General features: G+C 62.8%; 24 protein-coding genes, 1 tRNA gene and 1 rRNA gene. 6 read left to right on the top strand and 20 right to left on the bottom strand.

What is annotated here, in order from left to right:
- Nucleotides 1-19 precede the first annotated feature (19 nt).
- The 5 genes from ATN37_RS08210 (at nucleotide 20) to ATN37_RS08190 (ending at nucleotide 4,007) form a co-directional block, all read left to right on the top strand.
- On the top strand, nucleotides 20-964 hold the full coding sequence (locus ATN37_RS08210; protein ID WP_075833272.1) for an ABC transporter permease: 945 nt from the start codon (nucleotides 20-22) through the stop codon (nucleotides 962-964).
- Nucleotides 961-1,821: an ABC transporter permease gene (locus ATN37_RS32465; RefSeq protein ID WP_075833273.1), complete on the top strand. Its 861-nt coding sequence runs from the start codon at nucleotides 961-963 to the stop codon at nucleotides 1,819-1,821. Before ATN37_RS08210 ends, ATN37_RS32465 begins: the two co-directional genes overlap by 4 nt.
- 65 nt (nucleotides 1,822-1,886) lie before the next feature.
- Nucleotides 1,887-2,771, top strand: coding sequence for a hypothetical protein (locus ATN37_RS08200; protein WP_007731949.1), 885 nt, complete (start codon nucleotides 1,887-1,889; stop codon nucleotides 2,769-2,771).
- 295 nt (nucleotides 2,772-3,066) lie between these two features.
- A complete protein-coding gene (locus ATN37_RS08195; protein WP_081557915.1) occupies nucleotides 3,067-3,630 on the top strand; it encodes a hypothetical protein in 564 nt (187 codons plus the stop codon).
- 35 nt (nucleotides 3,631-3,665) lie between these two features.
- On the top strand, nucleotides 3,666-4,007 hold the full coding sequence (locus ATN37_RS08190; RefSeq protein WP_042451032.1) for a hypothetical protein: 342 nt from the start codon (nucleotides 3,666-3,668) through the stop codon (nucleotides 4,005-4,007).
- Here ATN37_RS08190 and ATN37_RS08185 read toward each other — a convergent pair whose 3' ends face one another.
- Complete coding sequence (locus ATN37_RS08185) at nucleotides 4,008-4,463, bottom strand: hypothetical protein (protein WP_021333520.1); 456 nt, start codon at nucleotides 4,461-4,463, stop codon at nucleotides 4,008-4,010.
- A 467-nt stretch (nucleotides 4,464-4,930) separates the two neighbouring features.
- On the opposite strand from ATN37_RS08185, the gene ATN37_RS08180 reads away from it, so the two are divergent.
- Nucleotides 4,931-5,356 (top strand): hypothetical protein, encoded by a 426-nt coding sequence (locus ATN37_RS08180; protein ID WP_054828053.1) that lies wholly within the window; start codon nucleotides 4,931-4,933, stop codon nucleotides 5,354-5,356.
- A gap of 270 nt (nucleotides 5,357-5,626) precedes the next feature.
- Here ATN37_RS08180 and ATN37_RS08175 read toward each other — a convergent pair.
- The 19 genes from ATN37_RS08175 to rrf form a co-directional block, all read right to left on the bottom strand.
- A tRNA-Pro gene (locus ATN37_RS08175) sits at nucleotides 5,627-5,700 on the bottom strand.
- Between the two features lie 102 nt (nucleotides 5,701-5,802).
- Nucleotides 5,803-7,230: a ribosome biogenesis GTPase Der gene (der, locus tag ATN37_RS08170; RefSeq protein WP_003946199.1), complete on the bottom strand. Its 1,428-nt coding sequence runs from the start codon at nucleotides 7,228-7,230 to the stop codon at nucleotides 5,803-5,805.
- Nucleotides 7,227-7,907, bottom strand: coding sequence for a (d)CMP kinase (gene cmk / locus ATN37_RS08165; protein ID WP_182261235.1), 681 nt, complete (start codon nucleotides 7,905-7,907; stop codon nucleotides 7,227-7,229). Before cmk ends, der begins: the two co-directional genes overlap by 4 nt.
- Before the next feature lie 11 nt (nucleotides 7,908-7,918).
- Complete coding sequence (locus ATN37_RS33135; protein ID WP_019748584.1) at nucleotides 7,919-9,340, bottom strand: pseudouridine synthase; 1,422 nt, start codon at nucleotides 9,338-9,340, stop codon at nucleotides 7,919-7,921.
- Between the two features lie 77 nt (nucleotides 9,341-9,417).
- Nucleotides 9,418-10,101 carry an SMC-Scp complex subunit ScpB gene (gene scpB, locus ATN37_RS08155; protein WP_037127047.1) on the bottom strand — a complete coding sequence of 228 codons (684 nt, stop codon included), beginning with the start codon at nucleotides 10,099-10,101 and terminating at the stop codon, nucleotides 9,418-9,420.
- Nucleotides 10,102-10,142: 41 nt separating this feature from the next.
- A complete protein-coding gene (locus ATN37_RS08150; protein WP_046379919.1) occupies nucleotides 10,143-10,964 on the bottom strand; it encodes a ScpA family protein in 822 nt (273 codons plus the stop codon).
- Between the two features lie 50 nt (nucleotides 10,965-11,014).
- Nucleotides 11,015-12,028 (bottom strand): ParA family protein, encoded by a 1,014-nt coding sequence (locus tag ATN37_RS08145; RefSeq protein WP_003946138.1) that lies wholly within the window; start codon nucleotides 12,026-12,028, stop codon nucleotides 11,015-11,017.
- Between the two features lie 143 nt (nucleotides 12,029-12,171).
- Complete coding sequence (gene xerD / locus ATN37_RS08140) at nucleotides 12,172-13,095, bottom strand: site-specific tyrosine recombinase XerD (protein WP_007731892.1); 924 nt, start codon at nucleotides 13,093-13,095, stop codon at nucleotides 12,172-12,174.
- Nucleotide 13,096: 1 nt separating this feature from the next.
- Entirely contained in the window at nucleotides 13,097-13,729 is a 633-nt protein-coding gene (locus tag ATN37_RS08135) for an NUDIX hydrolase (RefSeq protein WP_081557917.1), read from the bottom strand.
- A 6-nt stretch (nucleotides 13,730-13,735) separates the two neighbouring features.
- Nucleotides 13,736-15,496 (bottom strand): CTP synthase, encoded by a 1,761-nt coding sequence (locus tag ATN37_RS08130; protein ID WP_003946139.1) that lies wholly within the window; start codon nucleotides 15,494-15,496, stop codon nucleotides 13,736-13,738.
- Nucleotides 15,497-15,652: 156 nt separating this feature from the next.
- Nucleotides 15,653-16,606 (bottom strand): copper transporter, encoded by a 954-nt coding sequence (locus tag ATN37_RS08125; RefSeq protein ID WP_007731900.1) that lies wholly within the window; start codon nucleotides 16,604-16,606, stop codon nucleotides 15,653-15,655.
- Nucleotides 16,603-17,787 (bottom strand): putative cytokinetic ring protein SteA, encoded by a 1,185-nt coding sequence (gene steA, locus ATN37_RS08120; protein ID WP_007731902.1) that lies wholly within the window; start codon nucleotides 17,785-17,787, stop codon nucleotides 16,603-16,605. Before steA ends, ATN37_RS08125 begins: the two co-directional genes overlap by 4 nt.
- Before the next feature lie 86 nt (nucleotides 17,788-17,873).
- Complete coding sequence (recN, locus tag ATN37_RS08115) at nucleotides 17,874-19,652, bottom strand: DNA repair protein RecN (RefSeq protein WP_003946143.1); 1,779 nt, start codon at nucleotides 19,650-19,652, stop codon at nucleotides 17,874-17,876.
- Between the two features lie 2 nt (nucleotides 19,653-19,654).
- Complete coding sequence (locus ATN37_RS08110) at nucleotides 19,655-20,602, bottom strand: NAD kinase (RefSeq protein WP_003946132.1); 948 nt, start codon at nucleotides 20,600-20,602, stop codon at nucleotides 19,655-19,657.
- A complete protein-coding gene (locus ATN37_RS08105; protein WP_003946142.1) occupies nucleotides 20,599-21,438 on the bottom strand; it encodes a TlyA family RNA methyltransferase in 840 nt (279 codons plus the stop codon). The genes ATN37_RS08110 and ATN37_RS08105 overlap by 4 nt, the downstream gene beginning before the upstream one ends.
- A 1-nt stretch (nucleotide 21,439) precedes the next feature.
- Entirely contained in the window at nucleotides 21,440-21,682 is a 243-nt protein-coding gene (locus tag ATN37_RS08100; RefSeq protein WP_003946140.1) for a hypothetical protein, read from the bottom strand.
- A 76-nt stretch (nucleotides 21,683-21,758) separates the two neighbouring features.
- A complete protein-coding gene (locus tag ATN37_RS08095; protein ID WP_007731903.1) occupies nucleotides 21,759-22,742 on the bottom strand; it encodes an HAD-IIA family hydrolase in 984 nt (327 codons plus the stop codon).
- Entirely contained in the window at nucleotides 22,739-23,680 is a 942-nt protein-coding gene (locus tag ATN37_RS08090; RefSeq protein WP_080961175.1) for a hypothetical protein, read from the bottom strand. The genes ATN37_RS08095 and ATN37_RS08090 overlap by 4 nt, the downstream gene beginning before the upstream one ends.
- A 61-nt stretch (nucleotides 23,681-23,741) precedes the next feature.
- A 5S ribosomal RNA gene (rrf, locus tag ATN37_RS08085) occupies nucleotides 23,742-23,858 on the bottom strand.
- Nucleotides 23,859-23,864 lie beyond the last annotated feature (6 nt).

Here is a 23,864-nt window from a genome sequence, read left to right as displayed (position 1 = left end):
CGTCAATCCACATATACGGATGATCGCCGTCCGGTTCGCGCAAATCATTCCGACCGCGGTTATCGCCAGTTTCATAACCTTTGCCCTTATCCGGATCATTCCAGGTGGACCAGCCGAGGCCCTTCTCGGTCCGAACGGCAGCGATGAATCGATCGCCGCACTCAACGAGCGCCTCGGATTGAATCAACCCTTCCTGGCCCAGTACTGGAACTGGGTGGTGTCGGCTCTGCACGGAGATCTAGGCACGTCGCTACAGAACAGCGCCCCCGTCGGCCCACAGATCCTTGCGCGCCTGCCGGCGAGCGCCGAGCTCGTTGTACTCGCACTGTTACTCTCCGCCGTCGTCGCCATACCGCTCGGAGTGTGGACCGCGACGCGGCAGGGACGACGCAGCGATGGCCTGACCCGCACGGTTTCAGGGATCGGACTCGCGGTGCCGGACTTCTTCCTCGCTATCGTGCTGGTCGATGTCTTTGCCCTCGGCTTGGGAGTTCTACCGGTGCTCGGCTGGGTTCCTCCGGGCGACGGTGTGATCGACAATCTGAGCCATCTCGTCCTACCTGCAACGGCACTCGCTGCCGGCGCAGCATCGATTGCGGTCCGGCAGACCAGGGCCGCGATGATCGAGACGCTGTCCGGTGACTACGTGCGAACCGCGCGTGCGATGGGTATCGACGAGCGGAAGATCGTGTGGCGCTATGCGTTACGAAACATCGTTCCCACCATTGTCACAGTCTATGGATTGCTCGCCGTGGCAATGCTGGGTGCGACGGTCATCCTCGAGCAGATCTTCGTGCTACCGGGCCTCGGCAGCGCTTTGGTCATCGCGATCGACACGCGAGATTATCCGATGCTTCAAGGCATCGTGTTGCTGTTCGTCGTGATCGTGCTTCTCGTGAACATCCTGGTCGACGTCGTCAACAACATGATCAGCCCGCAATTGAGAAAGGGAACGATCTCGTGAGCCAACTCGTAGTGACCACTGCAGGCGAATTTCGTTCCAAGCGGCCTCGTTACCGACTGGCGCCCGGATTATGGCTCAGCTACTGCTTTCTCGGAATACTGATCGCGGCGTCCGCCTTGGCCTCGTTCGTGGCTCCGTACAGTCCGACCGATCAGAACCTGACCAACACGTTCGCCGGGCCAAGTGCCCAGCACCTGCTGGGCACTGACGGATTCGGCCGCGACGTGCTCAGTCGGCTCATCTGGGGAGGACGCTCCGCCTTCTTCGGCGTTGCGATTGCGGTCGCTGTCAGCCTGCTGTTGGGAATTCCATGGGGACTGATCGCCGGATACTGGCCACGCTGGATCGGTGCGTCGCTCCTCCGGGTGGCAGACGCACTACTGGCATTCCCCGGTTTGGTTCTTGCAGTGGCAATTACGGGCGTTCTGGGGCCGAGCCTGATTACGTCGATGTCTGCCCTCGGAGTCGTCTACGCACCCACGATTGCAAGAATTCTGGCTGCCGGGGTCAGCGAGACGAGGAACCGAGACTTCGTCCTGAGCGCGCGACTCTCGGGATGTCCGCCGCACGTAGTGCTTTTGCGTCATCTCCTACCGCACGCGATCGGACCGGTTGTCGTTCAGGTGACTGTGCTCACCGGTCTGACCTTTCTCGCGCAGGCCGCCCTCTCGTTCCTCGGGTTGGGTATACAGCCGCCCACTCCGAGTTGGGGCGGTGACTTATCCGATGCGTACCTGCACATCTTGAGCGCCCCACAACAGATTCTCCCCTCCGGCATTCTGATTTCACTGGTCGTCCTGGCCGTCTACCGAGTGGGTGATGCCGTCCGAGACCGCATGTATGTCAAAGGGAGATAGCTTACGAAGATCCCGCACCCAGTCCGACTTCTCGACCACCACACCACCCGTATGAAGGAATACCGATGACCTTGATCGCACCAGAAACTGCGCGCCGCGTCTTCCGTGGAGCCGAACCGATACACGGCATGATCTACTTCACTCCATTCGGCGCGGAAGCCTATGCTGCACTGGGCTTTACGCATCCTCGAATGGGGTACTTCGCTTCGCGGTCCGCACCCATGGGTGCAGTAGCGGCAGAAGTCACCATCGCTACCTTCTTCAACTTCAACCCCGAACTGGTACACGCGGTCCTGCCGAATGCCTGGACGATCGCCACCCCCGAACAGATCTTGGCCGCTCGACTCGACGCTGTCGACCGTTCGCTGCGCAAGGCATGGGGAGAACATGTCGACGGCGCCGAGGTTCGAGAAGCCGCCGAACTCGCACGTCGAGCAGCGGAGCGCGCATGCAACAGACCGCAAGGTCGGCCGCTGTTCGGTGGACACGCATCCCTACCGTGGCCAGAAGAGCCCCATCTCGTGTTGTGGCATGCCCAATCCTTGCTCCGGGAATATCGCGGCGATTCTCATGTCGCCCTACTTCACACCGAAGGGCTCAACGGTGTCGAAGCGCTGGTAGTTCACGCCGCAACCGGTGATGTTCCTGCTGCTGCTCTGCAAATGAGCCGGGCATGGGACAACGATCAGTGGGCGGAAGGCGTCGAAAGTGTGCGGGCGCGTGGATGGCTCGAAGACGGCCCCGAGCTTCACCTGAACGAGGTGGGTCGCGATCGCCGGCAGAGGGTTGAGCATCAGACCGATGTGCTGGGGTCGTACCCGTACGAGGCGATCGGAGAGACCGGATGCAGTCGACTGATCGAAATCTCGGAACGTCTCTCCGGTGAAGTGATCGATGCAGATCTCGGATTTCCGGCAGCACTGGCAGCACGTCGCCGATTGCGTGCGTGACAGCAGGTCGTGAGTGTCGGACGTGGGCTGGTGGTGATACGACGAGGGTGTCACCACCAGCCCCTTCACATGATTGTCGCCGAAGTCGGCTGCGCCCCGAATCTACACAGTGAGAAGGCATCCGGATGAGACTGCCGTTGTGCCGAATTCCCGCTCCGTTTAGGTGATGATGGCTTGATGTGGAAACAGGCTCTCGGGTTTGCTTTGTTCGGGGCGGCCGTTGCCTTGGTCGCCGCGTCGCTGACACAGGGGACTTCACAGGCATCGGACACGATCACCCTCTTTTTTGGGTGGCATGACAATCTCGGGCTTCGCGGGTGAACCGCAATGGAACTGGCCGATAGAGGCTGCGGTGATCGGCGCCGTTCTGGGCGCGCTGACCGCGTTCGTGCTCCGCCTCGCGGGCGTGCGAATCTCCGGAGGCCAGGACAATCGAATGGTCCGAACTGTGGTGGCAGGCATCGCAGGCGTCACGCTTGGGCTGACGCCCCTGTTGGTCTTGATCGGCATGGCATTCACCGGGTCGGTTGATATGGGATGGTCCCCGCTCCTGGTCTACGCCGTCAGCGGTCTTCTGGCCTATGGCCTTTCGGTCGCCGCCGTGTTCGGAGTTCTTCGCGCTGCCGGGGATCGACTTACTGTTCGCACGACGCGAGCGGTCGCGGCGATGCTTCCGGTAGGGGCGTTGGCGGCGACTGCTGCGGGTGTCTGTACTGCGTGGAAGCTGGGCTTCTCCACCGCCGCTCCCACCTGGATTGCAGTCGTACTGCTGGTGGTGCTCGTATTGGCCGTGACGTTCGTTGCGGCCCGGGCGTGGGCACTACGGATGCAGGCTCGTGACTTTCCAGAAGTGGCATAGGCGGTGGAACGATTGATTCCGACGGGCGCATCGAGATGAGGGGCGAGCGAATCTTCGCGGGACTCGTCGTCGGCCTTCTGCTCGGGCTGTTCGGCTATCTGCCGTTGGTACTCCTGTGGCAACATTTCGCAGATGTCCCGCAGCCGCAGCTTTATCCGAACCGTTCGTTCACGTCGTTCGGCCCCAACCCGCCACCGCTCACCTACTGGATAAGTTGGGCGGCGCCTGCCGCCGTGTTCGTCATTCTCGGACTTATGACTATTCCCAGCCGCACCGGCAGGCAATTCGCGTTGCCATTGGTGCTCGCGTTCCTTTCTGTGGCAGCAATGGTGGCGTGGTTCTGGATCTCGATGGAACTGTTCTTCAGCCCCGACTGATCACTCACTCGGCTGCGTATCGCGAACCCCACTGCGCGCACGCGCAATGGCGCCCTTGTTGCGCAATGCGATCCCCTGATGCACCGCAGCAAGTACCAATGCCAGCACTGCAGCAGGGAGGCTCCCCACCATCGACAGCAGAGAAGGCATACCAGAGCTGAAAGCGGTAAAGAAACCCAGTACTGCAGCGCAAAGCATTGTCGCCGAGACGATCCAGGAAACTAATGGTCGTGGGATCACGGCTGGAATAACGCACAGAGCCACCGGCAACGCCAGCACCAAGAAGAGCTCCCGCCCGAAATAGTCGTGAATCGAGCGGTAACAATCGGCAGAACTGAGCGGGCCGAGGCCTATTTCGCAATCGGTGATCTCGTACAGCGGCCACTGTGCCGTCGCGGATCCCAGAATCCCGGTGGCGACCGCCAATACAACCCACGCGATCCGAATCCCAATCATACGAAGAGATCATGCCAGTAGGCGAAATTGCGCTCCGGAGAAGAAAGCAATTACGACTCGAACTGCGTGGAAGGTCGATACCGTCAACGCTAATCAAAGAATGGATCAAACTATGTTGAGCGCATGGGGAGCACTGGCGCTTGCCACTGGTGCCCATATCTATGGCGCTCGCCTCGCAACTCACGGCGACTACGGGCGGAGATTACCTCTCTCGGTAGGACCGACCTCCTCGCGAGCGGCACAACATGTCCGACGTGCTCAACTCACGGGCTGGGTATCGAGCTTGATCGGAGCATCTGCCATCGTCGACAACTATTGGGAGACAGCACCTCTCTTGAGTGCGGGTATCGCAGTCGCTGTACTCGGAGTAGTTAACGGCCTACCGAGTTTGATTGTCACCCTGATGCACAATCGACGGCCGCAACAGGGTTGAAGTTTTCGATTATGTTTTGTGGAAGGGTGCTTGCATGGCAACACAACCGCATGGCCAGTCCATAACCCCGGCGTGGAAAGTATTCACGGCCATCGGTTTTGCAGGTGTTGTGGGCGCTGCCGTGACGTACTTCCGAGACGGGTGCACTTTGGCGATCATTGGCGGGATGGTCATCCTCGCGATTGGTCTGCCGCTTACTGTCTGGTCCATCCTGCGAATGCTGCGTGAGAATCGAGGACATCGCCTTCATTGGTGGAGAACACCGCCGGTCAATCCGAGGAACGTCGACCTGTCTCGTGCTGTCGGCATTCCGACTACAATTTTCGGTGCACTGACCATCTGGCTGAATACAGCAGGTTCGGCGCCGTGGTGGTTGGCAGCAATCTTTACCGCCATTCTGATCGCGCTCTTCGGAGTAACCGTTGCCGTTCACAATATTCGCCTCAGTCAGCGAACCTGAGCTCGCCTTCCGCGCATGCCGGTTTCCGCGAGTGTCCGTGCGCGCCTTCGCTCCCACTTGCATCCAGACGACGAGATCCACTACGCGTTTCCAGCAGAAGTTCTGATGAGCGCGAAACCGACGAAGAATATGTTGCAGTCGTGAACGCTGCCGACGCGGAGATCACGTCACCGCAGGACTTTCCACGAGATCCGTTGCCGAACCTTTGAAGGCACAAACAAAAAGGCAGTTTCTCATCTCTGAGAAACTGCCTTTTTGATCTAACTTCGGTCGGGCTGACAGGATTTGAACCTGCGACCACTTGACCCCCAGTCAAGTGCGCTACCAAGCTGCGCCACAGCCCGTCCCACGCCCTTGTTTCGGGCGCTTGGAAAGATTACATCAGGGACGGGCCGAAGTACCAATCGGCTGGTCAGAGCCGTTTCAGTACCGAATTGGACGCAGAATCAGCGGCCCTTACGGTCACGCTTCTCGCGCACTCGGACGGATACGCGGATCGGACTGCCGTCGAAGTTGAACTCTTCACGCAGACGCCGCTCGATGAAGCGGCGGTAGCCGGCCTCGAGGAAGCCCGTGGTGAAGAGAACGAATGTCGGCGGGCGCGTGCTTGCCTGCGTCGCGAACATGATGCGCGGAAGGCGACCACCACGCATAGGAGGCGGCGTTGCTGCCACAACTTCCTTGAGCCAGGTGTTCAGGCGACCTGTGGGGATGCGCTTGTCCCAGGACTCCAGAGCCGTGTCGAGAGCCGGCACGAGCTTCGCCACGGCGCGACCGGTGTGGGCGGAGATGTTGACTCGCTGAGCCCACGGAACGCGGACCAGATCGCGGTCCACTTCCTTGTCCAGCATGAGTCGACGGTCCTCGTCCACGAGGTCCCACTTGTTGAATGCGATCACCAATGCACGACCCGTGTCGGCCACCATGCTCAGAACACGCAGGTCCTGCTCGGTGATCGGCTCGTGCGCGTCGATCAGCAGGATCGCAACCTCAGCGGCCTCGATCGCGCTCTTCGTACGCAGCGACGCATAGAACTCCGCGCCGCTGGCATGGCTGACGCGCTTGCGCAGACCAGCCGTGTCGACGAAACGCCAAGGGCGCCCGCCGAGTTCGACGATGGAGTCGACCGGGTCGACGGTGGTGCCGGCAACATTGTGCACGACGGACCGCTCGTCACCGGACAGCTTGTTGAGCAAGCTGGACTTTCCGACGTTCGGCTTTCCGACGAGAGCAACACGACGCGGACCGCCGCCGGGGATACCTTCACGCGGGGTTTCCGGCAGCTTCTCGAGAACCTCGTCGAGCAGGTCTCCGGTACCGCGGCCGTGCGTCGCACTCACGGAGTACGGCTGACCGAGGCCCAAGGACCACAGCGCTGCAACCTCGGACTCGGTGCGTCCGTCGTCCACCTTGTTGGCAACGAGGATGACCGGAGTCTTCGAGCGGCGAAGCACGCGAGCAACAGCTTCGTCCGTCGCGGTAGCGCCGACAACAGCGTCGACGACCAGGAGAATGGCGTCAGCCGTTCCCATGGCCAACTCCGCCTGACGTGCGACCGCCTGCTGAAGACCCTTTGCGTCGGGCTCCCATCCGCCGGTGTCCTGGACGAGGAAGCGTCGTCCGGCCCAGTTCGCCTCGTACGAGACGCGGTCACGGGTAACGCCGGGGATGTCTTCGACTACCGCTTCACGACGGCCGATGATGCGGTTGACGAGCGTCGACTTGCCGACGTTCGGTCGACCGACAACAGCCAAGGTCGGGACGGCAATGTGCGCTTCGCCTTCGCCGTCCGCTTCGAGATCGGCGTAATCCCACTCCGATTCCTCGGACCAAGTTCCGTCACCGGCATATTCGGTTACCAGATCGTCGCTCACTGCACTGCTCCAGTTCTGTCGCTGACCACCAACAGCAACTTGGCGATCACATCTTCAATTCCCAATTCGCTCGTATCCACCAGAATGGAGTCGTCGGCAGGGCGCAACGGCGACACTGCCCGAGTCGAATCGAGATGGTCACGGCGCTGCACATCAGCCAGCACCGCTTCGTAATTGTCTTCACGGCCTTGGCCGATGTTCTGCGTATTGCGCCGTGCCGCACGGGTTTCCGCCGATGCGGTCAAGAAGATCTTGACGTCTGCATCGGGGAGTACGACGGTTCCGATGTCGCGACCTTCCACGACGATCCGGTCTGCGCTTGCCGCCAACTCACGCTGAGTGGCGACCAGCAGGTCGCGAACCTCGGGTACGGCCGACACTGCGGAGACAGCCTTGGTGACCGCGTCGCCGCGGATCTCCTCGCTGACGTCCGCGCCGTCGAGATGCACCTGCTCGCTGCTCGGATCGGTACCGATGGACCACGGCAACGCCGCAACGGCGGCCGTGATCGCGGCGGAATCCGCCAGATCGATTCCCTGACGCAGCACGTGCAGGGTCGCGATCCGGTAGATGGCTCCGGTGTCGAGGTAGCGAGCACCCAAACGCTGCGCCAACGCGCGAGAGACGCTGGACTTGCCGGTTCCGGACGGTCCGTCCATAGCGACTACCAGCGGCATGGACGAATCGGTCACAGGCCGACCGCCTCGTACAGTCCACCGACCTCGCTACGTCCGAGGACGCGCTGCGTTCCCGGACGCTGATCGCCGAGGGCGACAACTCCGACGTTGGTGCGAACCAGACGGACAACGGGGTGACCGACGGCATCGAGGAGGCGACGCACGATGTGCTTACGACCCTCGTGCAGAACCAGCTTGACGAGCGTCTTGCCCTCGTTGATCTCGAGCACGGTGAACGCGTCCACCTTGGCCGGACCGTCGTCGAGGGTGACACCGTCGCGCAACTGCTTGCCGGTGCTGCGCTCGACAACGCCGTGAACCGTGGCGAGGTACGTCTTCGGAACCTCGAACGACGGGTGCATCAGGCGGTGAGCCAGATCGCCGTCGTTGGTGAAGAGGAGCAAGCCTTCGGTGTCGGCGTCGAGGCGGCCGACGTGGAAGAGTCGCTGACCCGACTGAACGCGCTCGGAGACGATGTCGCCGACGCACGGACGACCGAGATCGTCGGACATGGTGCACTGCCAGCCACGCGGCTTGTTCATCGCGAGGTAGACGAGGTCCTTCTGCACGACGACGCGGACGCCGTCGACACGAACCACTGCGTTCTCGGGGTCGACACGCAGACCCTGTTCGACCACGATGCGGCCGTCGACCTCGACGCGACCCTGGTCGATCAGCTCTTCAGCTGCACGGCGTGATGCGACGCCGGCCTGAGCCAGCACCTTCTGCAAGCGGACGCCGTCGCCCTTCGGCGGGCCGTCGTGCTTGGTGATCTCGGCATGCTGATGACGCGCCGGCTTGGCGTTGGAGACCAACGGGTTCTGAGAGACGACGCGCTGCGGCTTCTCGGTCTTCGGCTTGCCACGCTTGTTGGTCGCCGGCGGTGTCGGGGCTGCCGGGCGCTTGCGCGGAGGTCCGTCGAACTTGGACCCACGAGGTGCGTTCGACCATGCGCCGCCGCGAGGAGCGTCGGGGCGTGCGCCGCGCTGATCGTCACTACGACGGTCAGCGCCGCCACGCGGTGCGCGACGGGCGTCGACGTGGGGGGTACGGCGGTCATCGCTGCGGGGTCCGCGGCGGTCGTCAGTGCGCGGTCCGCGACGGTCGTCGTTGTAGCCACCACGACGGTCGTCGGTACGTGCGGGGCGACGGTCATCGCTGCGCGGCGGGCGACGGTCATCGCTGCGCGGCGGGCGACGGTCATCATTGAATCCACCGCGACGGTCGTCCGTGCGGGGACGGTCGGATCCGGCGTTGCGGTCGTATCCGGAGGTACTGCGGGAAGTGTTGCTGCGTCCACCACGGGGCGCTTCGCTACGTGCGCCGCGGGGGGCGTCGCTGCGACCACCACGAGGTGCATCGCTGCGTGCGCCGCGGTTGTCGCGGGAGTTGTTACGGTCCGGTGTGCCATCTCGGCGAGCGGGATTGTTCACTTTTTTCCTGTCAGTTTTCTACTGTTTCCCGAGCGTGGTCGGGTCTTTCTCGGTGCTGACGACGGCCGGAATTCCGGTCAGTCGTCGACTTCGGTGTCCACTACGTCAGCGGGCACGTCTGCCTTGTTCATTCTCGCAAATCGCGGATCGGATTCCAGGCTTTCGCTGATGTCGTCGATGAGATCGACATCAGGCAAGAGCGGGGCCAACTCCGGGAGCTCGCTGAGCGAGGCCAGGCCGAGCCGTTCGAGGAACAGTTCGGTCGTGGAGTACCGTGTCGCGTTGGTGTCCGGGTCAGGCCCGGCTTCCGCGATCAGTCCGCGGGCAAGGAGGGTGCGTACCACCCCGTCCACGTTGACGCCTCGTACCGCACTGATCCGCGCACGAGTCAACGGTTGACGGTATGCGACTACGGCCAAAGTTTCCAATGCCGCCCTGGTCAATTTGGTGCGTGCGCCGTCCAATAGCAGCTTTTCCACGTACGGGGCAAACTCTTGTCGCGTGTACAGACGCCATCCGTCGCCCGCGTAGCGAAGGTCCATTCCGCTGCCGCGAGCGGTCAATGCGGCCGACATCGACGTCAGGCGTTCTTCGACTCGTTCCGGCGCGGTTCCGGTGACAGATGCGAGTTGGTTCACTTCGGCCGGCGAATCCACGACAAGCAGAAGCGACTCCAGCACTGCGTCGAGTTGATCGTCGTCGAGTTCGAAATCGGGGGCGGAATCTTCGGACTCCGAGGCGTGTTCGGTAGGCTCGATCATCTCGTCTAGCTGCGAAGACTCTGATTCCGTCGGCTCGGCGTTCATCCGTAGTCCTCCTCTGTGACCGGCGCGGCCGGGTCGTCTCCGGTCCAACTCACCATCAGCGGTCCGAGTGCTTCGGGTTGCTCGAACACAATGACCTGCCTGCGATACAACTCGAGCAACGCGAGAAATCTTGCGACTATCTCGACGGTGATCTCACACTCGGCAACGAGGTCCCCGAAGGGTGTCCACTCCCCTATGCCTCGCTCGCGCAGCAACTCGAGAATTCGCTCAGCCTGCTCGGGTATCGAGATATTGGACACATGGAGGTGATCGAGGCCCACCGTCGGCACCGGACGCGGTGTGAACACCGTCGCCGCGATCTCCGCAAAACGCTGAGGATCGACGCCCAACAACACCTCGGGCAGGAGTTCGGTGAACTGATCCTCGACGGCAACCGAGCGCGGATAGCGCCGCAGCGCTGCTTCCTCCAACTCACCGAACAGCGCCGCAACTTGTTTGTACGCCCGGTACTGCAGCAGTCGCGCGAAGAGAAGGTCGCGGGCTTCGAGAAGCGCCAGATCCTCCGCGTCCTCGACCTGCCCGGCGGGCAACAGCCTTGCCGCTTTCAGGTCCAGAAGAGTGGCTGCGACGACCAGAAACTCTGTTGTCTGATCGAGGCCCATCGCACTGCCGAGTTCCTTGGTGTATGCGATGAAATCGTCAGTGACGGTGTGCAGGGCGACTTCGGTGACATCGAGCTGTCGTTGATTGATCAGGTTCAACAGCAGATCGAACGGGCCTTCGAAGTTCCGGAGAGTGACTCGGAAACCGGCAGCCTTGGCTGCGGTCTGAGCGTCGGTCGGCACGTTCGGGTCGATCGAATCCGGCTCGACTTCGACCGAATCTTCTTGCGATGCAATCAGTTCCACTAACGACCAGACCGGTGAATGACCTCGCGGGCCAATGCTCGATATGCCTCGGCCCCAGCCGATTTCGGCGCCCACGTCGTGATCGGCTCACCGGCGACGCTGGTTTCGGGGAATCGGACGGTGCGGTTGATCACCGTGTCGTAGACGACGTCGCCGAACACCTCGACGACTCGCGCCATCACCTCACGAGCGTGCAGGGTCCGAGCGTCGAACATCGTGACGACGATGCCGGCCAACTCGAGCTTGGGATTGAGACGATCGTGCACCTTTTCGACGGTGTCGTTGAGCAGTGCCAGGCCGCGCAGGCTGAAGTACTCGCATTCCATCGGAATGATGACCGAATCGGCGCAGGCCAGTGCATTCACCGTGAGCAGGCCAAGCGACGGCTGGCAGTCGATGAGCACGTAGTCGTACCGATCGAGAACAGGGTGCAACACGCGTCCCAAGGTCTGCTCACGTCCGACCTCGGTGACCAATTGGATCTCGGCGGCCGAAAGGTCGATGTTGCTGGGCAGCAGGTCGAGGCCGTCGACTCGGGTTCTCATCAGCACATCGTCGATGGACACACGTGGTTCGACCAGGAGATTGTGGACGGTCAGTTCGAGGTCGTGATGCTGAACGCCCAGTCCGGCAGACAGTGCTCCTTGGGGATCGAGATCCACCAGGAGCACTCGGCGACCGTATTCGGCCAACGACGCACCCAGGTTGATGGTCGACGTCGTCTTGCCGACGCCGCCCTTCTGGTTGCACATCGCGATGATCATCGCGGGTCCGTGGTGCGCCAACGGTGTCGGTTGGGGTACCTCGCGGACCGGTCGACCTGTCGGGCCGAGTTCTTCCGCGGAAACGGTGAGGGTTTCCGCAGGTGGAGAGGCTACTGGCGTCGTATCTATTTCGAACATCGCCTCTGGTTCGGAGGGTACAGCTGGTGCTGATTCGTTCACGCGCTCGAAGAGTTGGGCATTGACATGCGGCGGCGCGGACTCCGCCGCTGGTGGCTGCGATGTCGACACGGTCCGATGCTCCCCTACTCTTTCGGCGGTTGCTCTCGGCGCCGGCAAACCCCCGAAACTGCGGTGGAGGCCGCTCGCGCTCCTTGAACGCTACCGCTTACATCACCGAATGGTCTCGCAGACACGCATGAGCCAACCAACCCCTAACGGGCACGCGGGTGTGCCTGAGCCCACACTTCGCGCAGCGCGGTGACGGTGACCAGCGTGTAGATCTGCGTCGTGGTTACCGAAGCGTGACCGAGAAGTTCCTGCACGACGCGTACGTCCGCGCCGCCGTCGAGCAGGTGTGTGGCAAACGAGTGCCTGAGCGTGTGGGGTGAGACGTCCGCCTTGATCCCGGCCGACGCCGCCGCATCCTGAAGTATCTGCCACGCACTTTGACGCGAGAGGCGTCCACCGCGCGCGTTGAGAAAGAGGGCAGGAACACCGCGCGTCGCCAGGCTGGGGCGCCCGCGGACGAGATACGCGTCGACGGCGGCGATCGCCGGCCTGCCGACGGGGACGATCCGCTGCTTGCCGCCCTTGCCCTTGAGCAGCACGGAACGAGTTTCGGTATCGATGTCGTCGACGTCCAGATCGATCGCCTCGGTGATTCGCGCTCCGGTCGAGTACAGGAGCTCGAGCAGAGCGCGATCCCGCAGGTCGCGGGGCCCGTCACCGGCCGCACCGCCACCCGAAGCGTCGAGCAGGGCGATCACGTCGTCGAGAGGCAGGGCCTTGGGCAGCTTGCGTCCGGGCGTCGGCGGCTTGACCGTTCGGGCCACGTCGACGCTGACCAGACCTTCGGCGGCGGAAAACTTGTGGAATCCGCGAACCGCGATCAGGGTGCGTGCTGCCGAACTGGCCGCCAATGGTACGACGCCGGAATCTTTGTCACCCAGGCGCAGATGTGTCACGAATTCGGTGACGTCGTTCTCCGTCACGCCCGCGACGTCGTCGATGCCGCGTCCGTGCAGGTACTCCGCGTACCGATTCAGGTCGCGGCGATAGGAAAGTAGAGTATTGCGCGCAGATCCTCGCTCGACCGCTAGATGATCGAGATACGAGTCCACCTGTCGGGCAAGCACTTCAGGCTCGCGACTTGCGTTCTCCGAATGCGCGAGGACGATCGGGCCACGGTGCGTCGGCGGGGCGTAGCGGCTTTCCCGTCGCGCGTGCGGTGGCGATCGCGAGAATGCCTGATACCGCTGTGGCATTGACGATGTCGCCGCGTAGCGCCATGTCGACGGCGTCGGCGAGCGGAACCCGCGAAATCTCGAGATCGGCTTCTTCGTGTTCGGGATCGTCGCGCTCCACCTCGCGCAACCCCTCGGCGAGGAAGACGCGAACCGCCTCGTCCGTGAACCCGGGTGAGAGAGCGACATCGACCAGCACCGACCACCGATCGGCGCCGAGTCCGGTTTCTTCGCCCAGCTCGCGCGCTGCCGCCTCGACCGGGCTCTCCCCCGCAGCGTCGAGCAGACCGGCAGGGATTTCCCACAACCGGTGCCCGAGCGGGTGACGGTACTGGTGAATCAGCACCAGGTTGTCGTGCTCGTCCAGTGCCACGACGGCAACGGCGCCGTGGTGTTCGACGACTTCCCGATCGGCACGCTGACCACCAGGCATCGCAACGGTGTCGACGCGCAATGCGATAATCGCGCCGGTGTAGACCGTCTTGGAGCCGAGGGTGTCGAATTCGTGCCGACCGGGATCGCTCATGTGTGGCTAGACCTTTTCCACGTTCTCGACTGCAGCGTCGAGCGCCGTCTCGGTGGCGGCGGTGTCGATCTTCTCGTCACCGTGGACGTCGACGGGCAGGCGCTCTTCGAGCTTGTACGTCAACGCTGCTTCGACGAAGGCCGCGAACAGCGGGTGCGGGCGCGTCGGGCGGCTCTTGAGCTCCGGGTGTGCCTGGGTGGCAACGAAGAACGGATGCTGCTCACGCGGGTACTCGACGAACTCGACCAGATGACCGTCCGGTGAGGTTCCGCTGAACTGCAAGCCGGACTTGGCAATCCGGTCGCGGTAGGTGTTGTTGACCTCGTAACGGTGACGGTGACGCTCGGAAACGTCCTCGGTTCCGTAGGCCTGAGCGACGACGGAACCCTTGGTCAGCACAGCCGGGTAAGCACCCAGACGCATGGTGCCACCGAGGTCGGCGTCACCGGCGATGACGTCTTCCTGATCAGCCATCGTGGAGATAACCGGATGCTTGGTGTCCGGCTCGAACTCGGCCGAGTTGGCATCGTCGAGGCCGACGCTACGAGCAGCTTCGATGACGACGCACTGCAGACCCAGGCACAGACCCAGCAGCGGCAGCTTGCGCGAACGTGCGAAACGGATCGCGCCGAGCTTGCCTTCGATGCCGCGGATGCCGAAGCCGCCGGGGATCAGAACACCGTCGACGTCACCGAGAGCGGCCTGCGCTCCGGCTTCGGTCTCACAGGCGTCCGACGGGACCCAGGAGATCTCGACCTTGGACCGGTTCGCGAATCCACCGGCGCGCAGTGCCTCGGTGACGGAGAGGTATGCGTCGGGCAGGTCGACGTACTTGCCGACCAACGCGACCCGCACGGTCTCACGCGGCTGGTGAACACGATCGAGGAGGTTGCCCCACACGGTCCAGTCGACGTCGCGGAACGGGAGACCGAGCTGGCGAACGACGTAGGCGTCGAGGCCCTCACGGTGCAGAACCTTCGGGATGTCGTAGATCGAGGGAGCGTCGGGCGTCGAGATGCAGGCGTCGACGTCCACGTCGCACATCAGGGCGATCTTGTTCTTGAGGCCCTGCGGAACGTCACGATCGCAACGAAGGATCAGCGCGTCGGGCTGAATGCCGATGCTGCGCAACGACGCAACCGAGTGCTGCGTGGGCTTGGTCTTGAGTTCTCCGGAGGGGCCGAGGTACGGCACGAGGGAGACGTGCAGGAAGAAGACGTTGTCGCGGCCGACGTCGTGGCGGACCTGGCGAGCGGCTTCGAGGAAGGGCTGCGATTCGATGTCGCCGACGGTGCCACCGATTTCGGTGATCACGACGTCCGGGCGGTGTCCCTGCAGATCCGGACCGCTCATCTCGAGGATGCGACGCTTGATCTCGTCGGTGATGTGCGGGATGACCTGAACGGTGTCGCCGAGGTACTCGCCGCGGCGTTCCTTGGCGATGACCGTCGAGTAGACCTGGCCGGTGGTGACGTTCGCCTGGCCGGAGAGGTCACGGTCGAGGAACCGCTCGTAGTGTCCGACGTCGAGGTCGGTCTCGGCACCGTCTTCGGTAACGAAGACCTCGCCGTGCTGGAAGGGGTTCATGGTGCCCGGATCCACATTGAGATAGGGATCGAGCTTCTGCATGGTCACGCGCATTCCCCGCGCGGTCAACAACTGTCCCAGGCTCGAGGCGGTCAAACCTTTGCCGAGCGAGGAAGCTACACCTCCGCTGACGAAGATGTGCTTGGTGGCGGTACGCGTGTTAGTGCGTGACTGTGGCAAAGGGGCTCCCGTGACGACTGTGCAGGGCTTGGTCTGATGAAGCATGCTGGGGCCTGCCGACCCACGGGATTTCACGGTAACACCTATCGGGGGTCGGTGCCTACAACGCGCCGACTTTCCGCCCCCGATGTGACCGGCGTATCAATACCGGGGTGTTCAGTTGGTGGGTGCGCCGACGGTGACCGCCGCCGCTCCCGGTCCCGTGCCGTAGCGGCCGGCGCCGCCGTTCAACTGTTCCTGCAGCGCCAACGGCGTGGTGATCTTGCCCGACTCCCGATCGATGTTGTCGATGGTCGTCAAGCCCGCTGAGAGCGCCGCGTCCGCACGAGCAACGGCAACCGGACCACTGCCCTCGGCCGAGCCAGGCCGGCCCGCGAGAATCGTTCCTGCGCCGCGTCCGTCGAGAGCACCGGCGAACCGGGCGATGACGGCGCCGCGGTTACCCGTGGCTGCGTCGGATTCACTCTTGTTGTCGCCGGTGAGAACCACCGCGAGTTGAGCCGGCTTGACCGCTCCGTCGTCGTAGCTGATGAAACCGGCGCTACGCAGCGAGTCGAGCGCGAGATTCATCTCGTCCGGAGTGCTCTGCGGCTCGCTGTTCTGCCCGTTGAGAAGCAGAACCGAACCGAGCAGATCACCCGCGAGACTGCCCTGATCGACCGCACCGGTCTTGAGTGTGATGCCCGCAGGGATGACATTGGTGACGACGGTCCGCAAGCGGTCACCGCCCGTGGCGTCGACAAACGAATCGGTGAGCGAGACGCGTCCGGTCACGGCGCCACCGGCGGCAGTGACGAGTCGGTTGACACCGTCGAGATCACCGGGATCGGCGTCCGGTGCCGTGATGACGACGACGGTGCGACCAGCGAGACTGTCACGCACGACGCGACCGCCGACAGCAGCATCGAAGCCGTCCGCGGAATTGAGTTGCTGCTGAAGCTGATTGGACTGTTGATTGAGGTCTTCGATCTCGTTCTGCAGGTCCGCCTTGTCGTCGCGCAGACCCGAAAGCAATCCACTGGACAGCATTCCGGAACCGAGCACCACGCCGATCGCGAGTGCCAGGAAGATTGCCGCTATGGAAATTGCATGTTGACGCATCGAAATCACTTGAAGAGCCCCTGAACCCACAGCGCGAAGCTGTTCCACGTTGCGATTGCCCAGTCGAGAACTTCACTACCGGCATTGGACACGACCAGGGCGACGATCACTGCCACCAGGGCGGCGAGCACCAGGAGCGCGATCGCGCCGCCGGACACTCGACTTCGATACAGCGTTGCCACAGCCTTGGCGTCGACCAGTTTCGGTCCCACCTTGAGCCGAGTCATGAACGCCGACGGATTGCTTTCACGACGCCCACGGTCGAAGAACTCGTCCAAGGACACCACGTTGCCGACCGTCACGATCAGTGAAGCTCCGTGGTGATCGGCGAGCAGCAACGCAAGGTCGGTCGGTGAGCAGGTCGCCGGGAACGTCATCGCCCCGATCCCGAGATCCTGGATTCGGGAAAGCCCCGCCGCATGACCGTCCTGGTCTGCGGGCAGAACAACTTCCGCGCCGGACTTGAGGGTGGAACTGGTGATCTCTTCCGGGTCGCCCACGATCAGATCGGGGCGGTATCCGGCCTTGCTCAACACGTCCGCACCTGCACCGACACCGATCAGGATCGGCGAATACTCCTTGATGAAGGGCTTGAGGTTCTTCAGATCGGCCTCGTGTTCGGGTCCGTCGGAGACGACCACGACGTGGCGATCCTTCAAGTCGATGTCGATGTCCGGAACACCGATTCCGTCGATCAGCAAAGGACTTTCGGTGCGGATGAACTCGATGGTGTTACCCGAGAACGCTTCCAGGTGATCGACCAGGCCGGTCTTGGCCTCGATCATCCGATCGGAGATCTCGGCCTCGGTCTGCTCTTCGCCCTTGACGAGGCTCTTCTCGCCGTTGAAGATCTCGCCCTCGTGCAGGCGGATCTTGCTGCCGTCCTTGACGTTCTTGAAGACGTCACCGTCTACGGCATCGATCAGAACGATGTCGTTGGCGACGATCACTTCCGGTCCGAGGTTGGGGTACCGCCCCGAAATCGACGGCGACGCGTTGACCACGGCCATGACTCCGGCTTTCACCAGAGCATCGGCGGTCCGGCGATCGATGTCGACTTCGTCGAGGATCACGATGTCTCCAGGACCGACGCGGCGTAGAAGCTTCGCCGTGTTCCGATCGGCCCTGGCGATGCCACTGATCCCAGGCAAGGATTCGGTGTTACGTGAGAGCAATCCGGGCATCTTCATGGCTTCGATGATGAACCTGAAACCGCGTTGACCGGTGGAGGCGCGCCGACAACTACCACATCAGTCACACCAACACCACAGAACCTTCAATCTGTGACGCGGGCCGCATTCGCGATCTCGAGCAGTTCTTCGGCGTGCGCACGACCGGTCTCGGTGTCGTCCAGCCCTGCCAACATACGGGCCAATTCGACCACCCGATCCGAATCCGACAAGGTCCGCACGCCACTGCTCACCACGCCGCCTTTGTCGTCGACCTTGTCCACCACGAGGTGGGTGTCGGCAAACGCAGCAACCTGCGGAAGGTGGGTGACGACGATAACCTGATGCGTACGAGCAAGTTTCGCCAATCGGCGGCCGATCTCGACAGCAGCGCGACCACCGACCCCCGCGTCCACTTCGTCGAAAACCATCGTCGCACCGGTGTCGCTACCAGCGAGAACAACCTCGAGCGCCAGCATGACGCGTGACAGCTCGCCACCGGAAGCGCTCTTACTGATCGGAAGTGACGGTGCCCCGCTGTGCGCAGACAGACGAAATTCCACCTCGTCGACGCCGGCAGACCCGGCATGAAGGTCTACTCCCCCGACGCTGAGCGGCGCCGAGTCCTGCGGGCCCGCAGGCTGAGAACGCACAGTCACCTCGAGACCCGCACGTCCCATCGCCAGACCGGCGAGTTCCGCGCTGACGGCTTTGGCGAGCTTTGCCGCTGCCTTGACTCTGGCGGCGCTCAGCTTTGTGGCGGCTTCCGCGGTGAGGCCAGCCGTCTCCTCGACCTGCTTGGCCAACAGCGACAACGCATCCGACGACACGTCGAGTTTGGACAGACGAGCGCGAGCGGTATCTGCCCATTCGAGAACACCGTCGACATCGGCGGCGTACTTGCGAGTCAGAGTCTTCAGTTCCGATTGCCGCGACAGCAAAGAGTCCAGCGCACCCGGGTCTGCGGGCAGCCCGGACAGATAGGTGTTCAGGTCACCGGCAACATCGGTGACGACGGCAATAGCGTCGGCCAACCGGGAACCGAGGCCGTCCAGATCTGCGTCGGTGACCGACTCGATACGCGCCCGCGCTTCGGACATCAGGTCTAGCGCCGGCATGACCCCGACGTCGCCGCTGGCCATGTCGTCACTACCGGCGAGCGCAGCGTGCGCCTCTTCCGCAGCCGAGCGGAGCGAATCGAGTTCACTGAGTCGACGAACTTCGGCAACGATTGCCGTGTCCTCGCCTGGCTCGGGTGCCACGCCGTCGATTTCGTTGAGCGCGAAGGTCAACTGATCTGCTTCTTGCGCCAGTTCACGAGCCTTCGACGTGCGTTCGATCAACTCCGAACGAGCATCTAGCCATTCACGACGGTGTTTGCGGTACCTCGTCAGCAGCGTTCCGATTGCCTTGTCCCCGAAGCGGTCCAGCGCATTGCGTTGCTGGTCGGGACGAAGCAATCGCAGCTGATCGTTCTGTCCGTGGACAGTCAGAAGTGGATCCGTGAATTCGGAGAGAACTCCCGCCGGCACGCTTCGTCCGCCGAGATGAGCCCGTGAGCGGCCGTCGCTGCCGACTGTCCGGACGGCGATGATGGTCCCGTCCTCGTCGCGCTCGGCGCCGGACGATTCCAGGATTCGGACGATCTCACGCTCGGTGGCCGGTGAGACGTCGTCGGCGATGAATCGTCCTTCGACGACGGCTCGCGACGCGCCCAACCGCACCCGCCCGGCATCGGCTCGCGCTCCGCTGAGGAGGTGCAAGCTGGTGACGACCATCGTTTTACCTGCGCCGGTTTCACCGGTCAGGACGGTCAGGCCCTCGTGGAACTGGGCGCTGGCCTCGGAGATCACACCAAGACTGTCGATACGGATCTCTGCGAGCACGATTAAGGCTTCCTTCCTCGCCATCCGGTAACCGGAAGCTCGAACTTGCGAACCATCCGATCAGCGAAGGGCGCAGAGTCCAACCGGACCCACTTGACGGGAGTGGCGCCGCGAACGATCTCGACGCGAGCGCCGGCAGGCAGTTCCAACGTACGACGACCGTCGCAGAAGACCAGGCCGTCGTGGCTACCGGCGACGGTCTCCACCGCGATGATCGAATTCGGGCTGGTGACCAACGGCCGCGCGAACAGCGCATGCGCGTTGCTGGGTACGACGAGCAAAGCTTCGAGTTCTGGCCACACGACAGGGCCGCCTGCGGAAAAGGCATAAGCGGTCGAGCCTGTAGGAGTGGACACGAGAACACCGTCGCAACCGAAGGCAGACACCGGTCGGCCGTCGACTTCGAGGACAACTTCGAGAACTCCCAAACGCGAACGATTCTCGATACTGGCCTCGTTGAGCGCCCACCCGCGATCGATGATCTCGTCGTCCACCCGAATCACAACGTCGAGTGTCATACGGGACTCGACGCGATATTCCTTGCGAACTACCTGTGCGAGAGCCTCGTCGAGATGCTCGGCCTCGGTCTCTGCCAGAAATCCGATCCGTCCGAGGTTGATGCCCAGTACCGGAATGGACGCTTCTTGAGCGAGTTCGGCGGCGCGCAGAAATGTGCCGTCACCACCGAGAACCAGAACCAACTCGCATCCGACGGCAGCATCAGGGCCGGGATGAACAACCGTGACGTCGAGACCCGGCGCAGAGAAGCCCGCGGGTTCCGTCATTGCTTCGATGCGCGAGCTGTCTGCTTCGTCGACGAGGACTCGCAGCCCGATTCCCGCCCGTTCGAAAATCTTCCCGACTCGTTTGGCGGTTTCCGTGATGTCACGTCGACCAGGGTGTGCGACAAGAAGGATCTCGCGCGACTCGCCGTTCGTGACCGCGTTCACTGGGGCCCTTCCTCTACAGCCTTGCGAATCATGTCCTCCACCGAAGGAATTCCCTCGGTGTCCGGCTCGTGATCACCGGGCGAACCTGTCTTTCGAAGCCACAGGAAATACTCGACATTTCCCGACGGACCGGGCAATGGGCTGGCCACAACACCTAACGTCCGCAGACCTACCTTTGCAGCAGCCTCCGACACGTCGAGCACAGCCGAGATTCGCAATTCCGGATCTCGTACGACGCCACCGGCACCGACGCGGTCCTTGCCCACCTCGAACTGAGGCTTGACCATCGGAACCAGGTCCGCGCCGTCAGCAGTACAGGCGACAAACGCCCCGAGTACAAGTTTGAGAGAAATGAACGACAAGTCCGCGACAACGAGATCGACAGTTCCGCCGATGGTCTCCGCATCAATTGCACGAACATTGGTTCGGTCGATGACGTGCACCCGGTCATCGGACTGCAGGCGCCACACCAGTTGTCCGTAGCCGACGTCGACTGCGACAACTTCCTTCGCACCACGCGTCAGCAGAACATCGGTGAACCCACCGGTGGATGCGCCGGCGTCGAGGCAACGGCGACCTTCGACCGTCAATCCTTCGGCACCGAAGGCGTCGAGTGCGCCGATCAGTTTGTGAGCACCTCGCGACGCCCACGAAACTTCCTGCTCCACCTCGACGACCCGAAGTGGCGTTCCGGCTTCGATCGCCGTAGCAGGCTTGGTCGCAACGGCTCCCGAGATGAGAACTCGCCCGGCGGAAATCAGTTCTTGCGCATGATCTCGTGACCGTGCGAGTCCGCGACGGACAAGTTCGGCGTCCACCCGTGCTCTACGTGCCACGTCAAGCCCTGTCCACAGAGGCGAGTGCCTGGACGAGCACCTCGTGTGCCTGTTCCAAAATATGTGCCTTCTGCGGAATCACACCCGCTCCGTGCTGATCGTTCGGATCCTGTTCGATGCCGCCCAGGCGCGCCAGCAAACCGTCGACGTCAGAACGTATGCGTTCCGGATCGACGGAAGGGCGTGGCCCGGGCAACGGAGATCCGTTACTCGTGTTTCCGGGGTGCGGTGTCGGCGTGCTCATCGGGCACAACGTTAGTGCATGACTCTCGGTTACGCATACACCCGCACCCCCGCGAGTCGAACACATTTGCGAGAGATCAGACGAGCCAGGATGCAAACAGATCCGCCACGCCGGCATCCGACGCTTCCAGGGTCCGGAACGACGGATTAGCCCATGCGACAGGCGCAACCGCGCGTAGAAGCGACATCTCGTCCCCGACAACCGGGCCGTCGACAACCAGCGCCGACCCGTTCACGGAGACAGACCACTTGGAGTCCGCACCGACCAGCGATTCGACGGCCGGCTGATTGAGCGAATCCAGAGTTGCTGCAATGTAGGTGGGGCGCTGCTCAACCGGAGCCCGCAGTACGTCACCCGGCGTGCTCACACCGGTGAGAACCAACAACGAGTCGATCGAAACAGCTTGTGCGCCTTCGATATCGGTGTCCAAACGATCACCGACCACCAGAGGACGCGAACACCCGCTGCGAGCGAGCGCATCCTCCATCAGCGGTGCAGCAGGCTTCCCTGCCACCAACGGTTCCTGCTTGGTCGCAGCGCGCAGAGCTGCCACCATCGAGCCGTTGCCCAGCACCAAACCCCGCTCCGACGGCAGTGTTGTGTCCAGGTTTGCCGCTACCCACAGCGCACCGGCCCGGATCGCCAAGCACGCCTCGGCAAGGATCGACCAGTTGGTCTCCGTCGAATGTCCTTGAACGACAGCAACCGGAGAATCCGCGAATTCGCGCACCGGAAGCAACCCGACGCGCGTCACCTCGTCGGCCAATGCGTCGGTACCGACGACGAGCACAGCGGCACCGGGTTCGAGACGCTCCGACAGCAGACGCACTGCCGTCTGAGAACTGGTGACGACACGATCGTCTTCGGAATCGAAACCGAGTTCGGTCAGATGCGCCGACACTGCCGAAGGCGAGCGACTCGCATTGTTGGTCACGTAGTACAAGGCCTGCGTGCCCTGACCGAGAGCTGCCTGGGTGCCGGGAATCGCATGAGCTCCGGCGTACAGCGTGCCGTCGAGATCGAGCAAAAGTACGTCGTACTGAGTACGAAGCACGGTCACTGATCTTCTCCGGTCAACTCGGCCACCCGTTCTTCAGCATCCGTGTCACCCTCGAGGTCAGCAGCTGCAGCGTTGAGGAACCACTTCAGTCCGTCTTCGACACGACCAGCTGAAACGAGGGCATCGGCGTAGGCGTAGAACAGCCGAGCCGCAGCTTCACCGGTACGCGCTGCGTCCAGATCCTTGGTCTGCAGTGTGACAACTGCCTGATCGAACTGACCGAGATCCATGCGGGCGCCCGCGACGACGATCCTCAACTCAGACGCCTCGTCGCCCGAAAGCAGGGCAGCCTCGTCGCTACGGCCGAGCTCGATCGCGCGTTCGGGTCGACCCAAACCGCGTTCGCAGTCGGCCATGACAGCGATCAGACCCGGTCCGCCAGCCATTCGACGGGCAGCACGAAGCTCGGAGAGAGCTTCAGCCCATTCACCGGCGTGGTACGCGGTGATTCCGGCAGCTTCACGAACGACCGCAATTCGGCCGGCGCGCTGACGGGCAGCGCGAGCGTGGAGCAGTGCGAGTTCCGGATCTTCGTCGACGAGCTTGCCCGCCATGACGAGGTGACGCGCAACTGTGTTGGCGTTGTCCTTGTCGAGGCTGAGCAGATCCCGACGAACGGCCGGGTCCAACTCCGTGGGCTCTACGTTGTCGGGCAAATCCGGTTCGTCAGGTCGTGCTTGCTGACGGTTGCGGTCGCCGTCGCGTCCACGAGGGGTGAACCCACCCTCGCCGCCGCGACGCTGTCCGCCGTTGAATCCGCCGCCGCGGTTACTGTTTCCAGCACCGCCACGGTTGTTGTCTCCGGCACCACCGCGGCGGTCTCCGCCTGCAGCGCCGCGTGATCCACGCCCGTCGTTGTCACGACGGGGGCCACCTGATCGAGGCGCTCCTCCCCCACGGAAGGACCGACGCTCGTCGCCATTCTCCGACACAGTCATTCCTCTCATACAACGCACGAAAGGGGACCCAATATGTTGGGTCCCCTTTCGGTTAACGGGTGTTCGGCGGTGTCCTACTCTCCCACACCCTGTCGAGTGCAGTACCATCGGCGCTGAAGGGCTTAGCTTCCGGGTTCGGAATGGGACCGGGCGTTTCCCCTTCGCTATGACCGCCGTAACTCTA

Source organism: Rhodococcus sp. MH15 (assembly GCF_019266045.1).
In the GTDB taxonomy this organism is placed as follows: domain Bacteria; phylum Actinomycetota; class Actinomycetes; order Mycobacteriales; family Mycobacteriaceae; genus Rhodococcus_F; species Rhodococcus_F qingshengii.
Note: the sequence above shows the minus strand (reverse complement) of the source record. Positions and strands in the feature narration are given on the sequence as shown.

Excerpts from the sequence above, each read along its gene's own strand:
- ATN37_RS08210 (WP_075833272.1), top strand. The coding sequence starts at position 20 with ATGATCGCCGTCCGGTTCGCGCAAATCATTCCGACCGCGGTTATCGCC.
- ATN37_RS08200 (WP_007731949.1), top strand. The coding sequence starts at position 1,887 with ATGACCTTGATCGCACCAGAAACTGCGCGCCGCGTCTTCCGTGGAGCC.
- ATN37_RS08195 (WP_081557915.1), top strand. The coding sequence starts at position 3,067 with ATGACAATCTCGGGCTTCGCGGGTGAACCGCAATGGAACTGGCCGATA.
- ATN37_RS08190 (WP_042451032.1), top strand. The coding sequence starts at position 3,666 with ATGAGGGGCGAGCGAATCTTCGCGGGACTCGTCGTCGGCCTTCTGCTC.
- ATN37_RS08185 (WP_021333520.1), bottom strand. The coding sequence starts at position 4,463 with ATGATTGGGATTCGGATCGCGTGGGTTGTATTGGCGGTCGCCACCGGG.
- ATN37_RS08180 (WP_054828053.1), top strand. The coding sequence starts at position 4,931 with ATGGCAACACAACCGCATGGCCAGTCCATAACCCCGGCGTGGAAAGTA.
- cmk (WP_182261235.1), bottom strand. The coding sequence starts at position 7,907 with ATGCCGCTGGTAGTCGCTATGGACGGACCGTCCGGAACCGGCAAGTCC.
- scpB (WP_037127047.1), bottom strand. The coding sequence starts at position 10,101 with ATGATCGAGCCTACCGAACACGCCTCGGAGTCCGAAGATTCCGCCCCC.
- ATN37_RS08135 (WP_081557917.1), bottom strand. The coding sequence starts at position 13,729 with ATGAGCGATCCCGGTCGGCACGAATTCGACACCCTCGGCTCCAAGACG.
- steA (WP_007731902.1), bottom strand. The coding sequence starts at position 17,787 with ATGAAGATGCCCGGATTGCTCTCACGTAACACCGAATCCTTGCCTGGG.
- ATN37_RS08100 (WP_003946140.1), bottom strand. The coding sequence starts at position 21,682 with ATGAGCACGCCGACACCGCACCCCGGAAACACGAGTAACGGATCTCCG.
- ATN37_RS08090 (WP_080961175.1), bottom strand. The coding sequence starts at position 23,680 with ATGACTGTGTCGGAGAATGGCGACGAGCGTCGGTCCTTCCGTGGGGGA.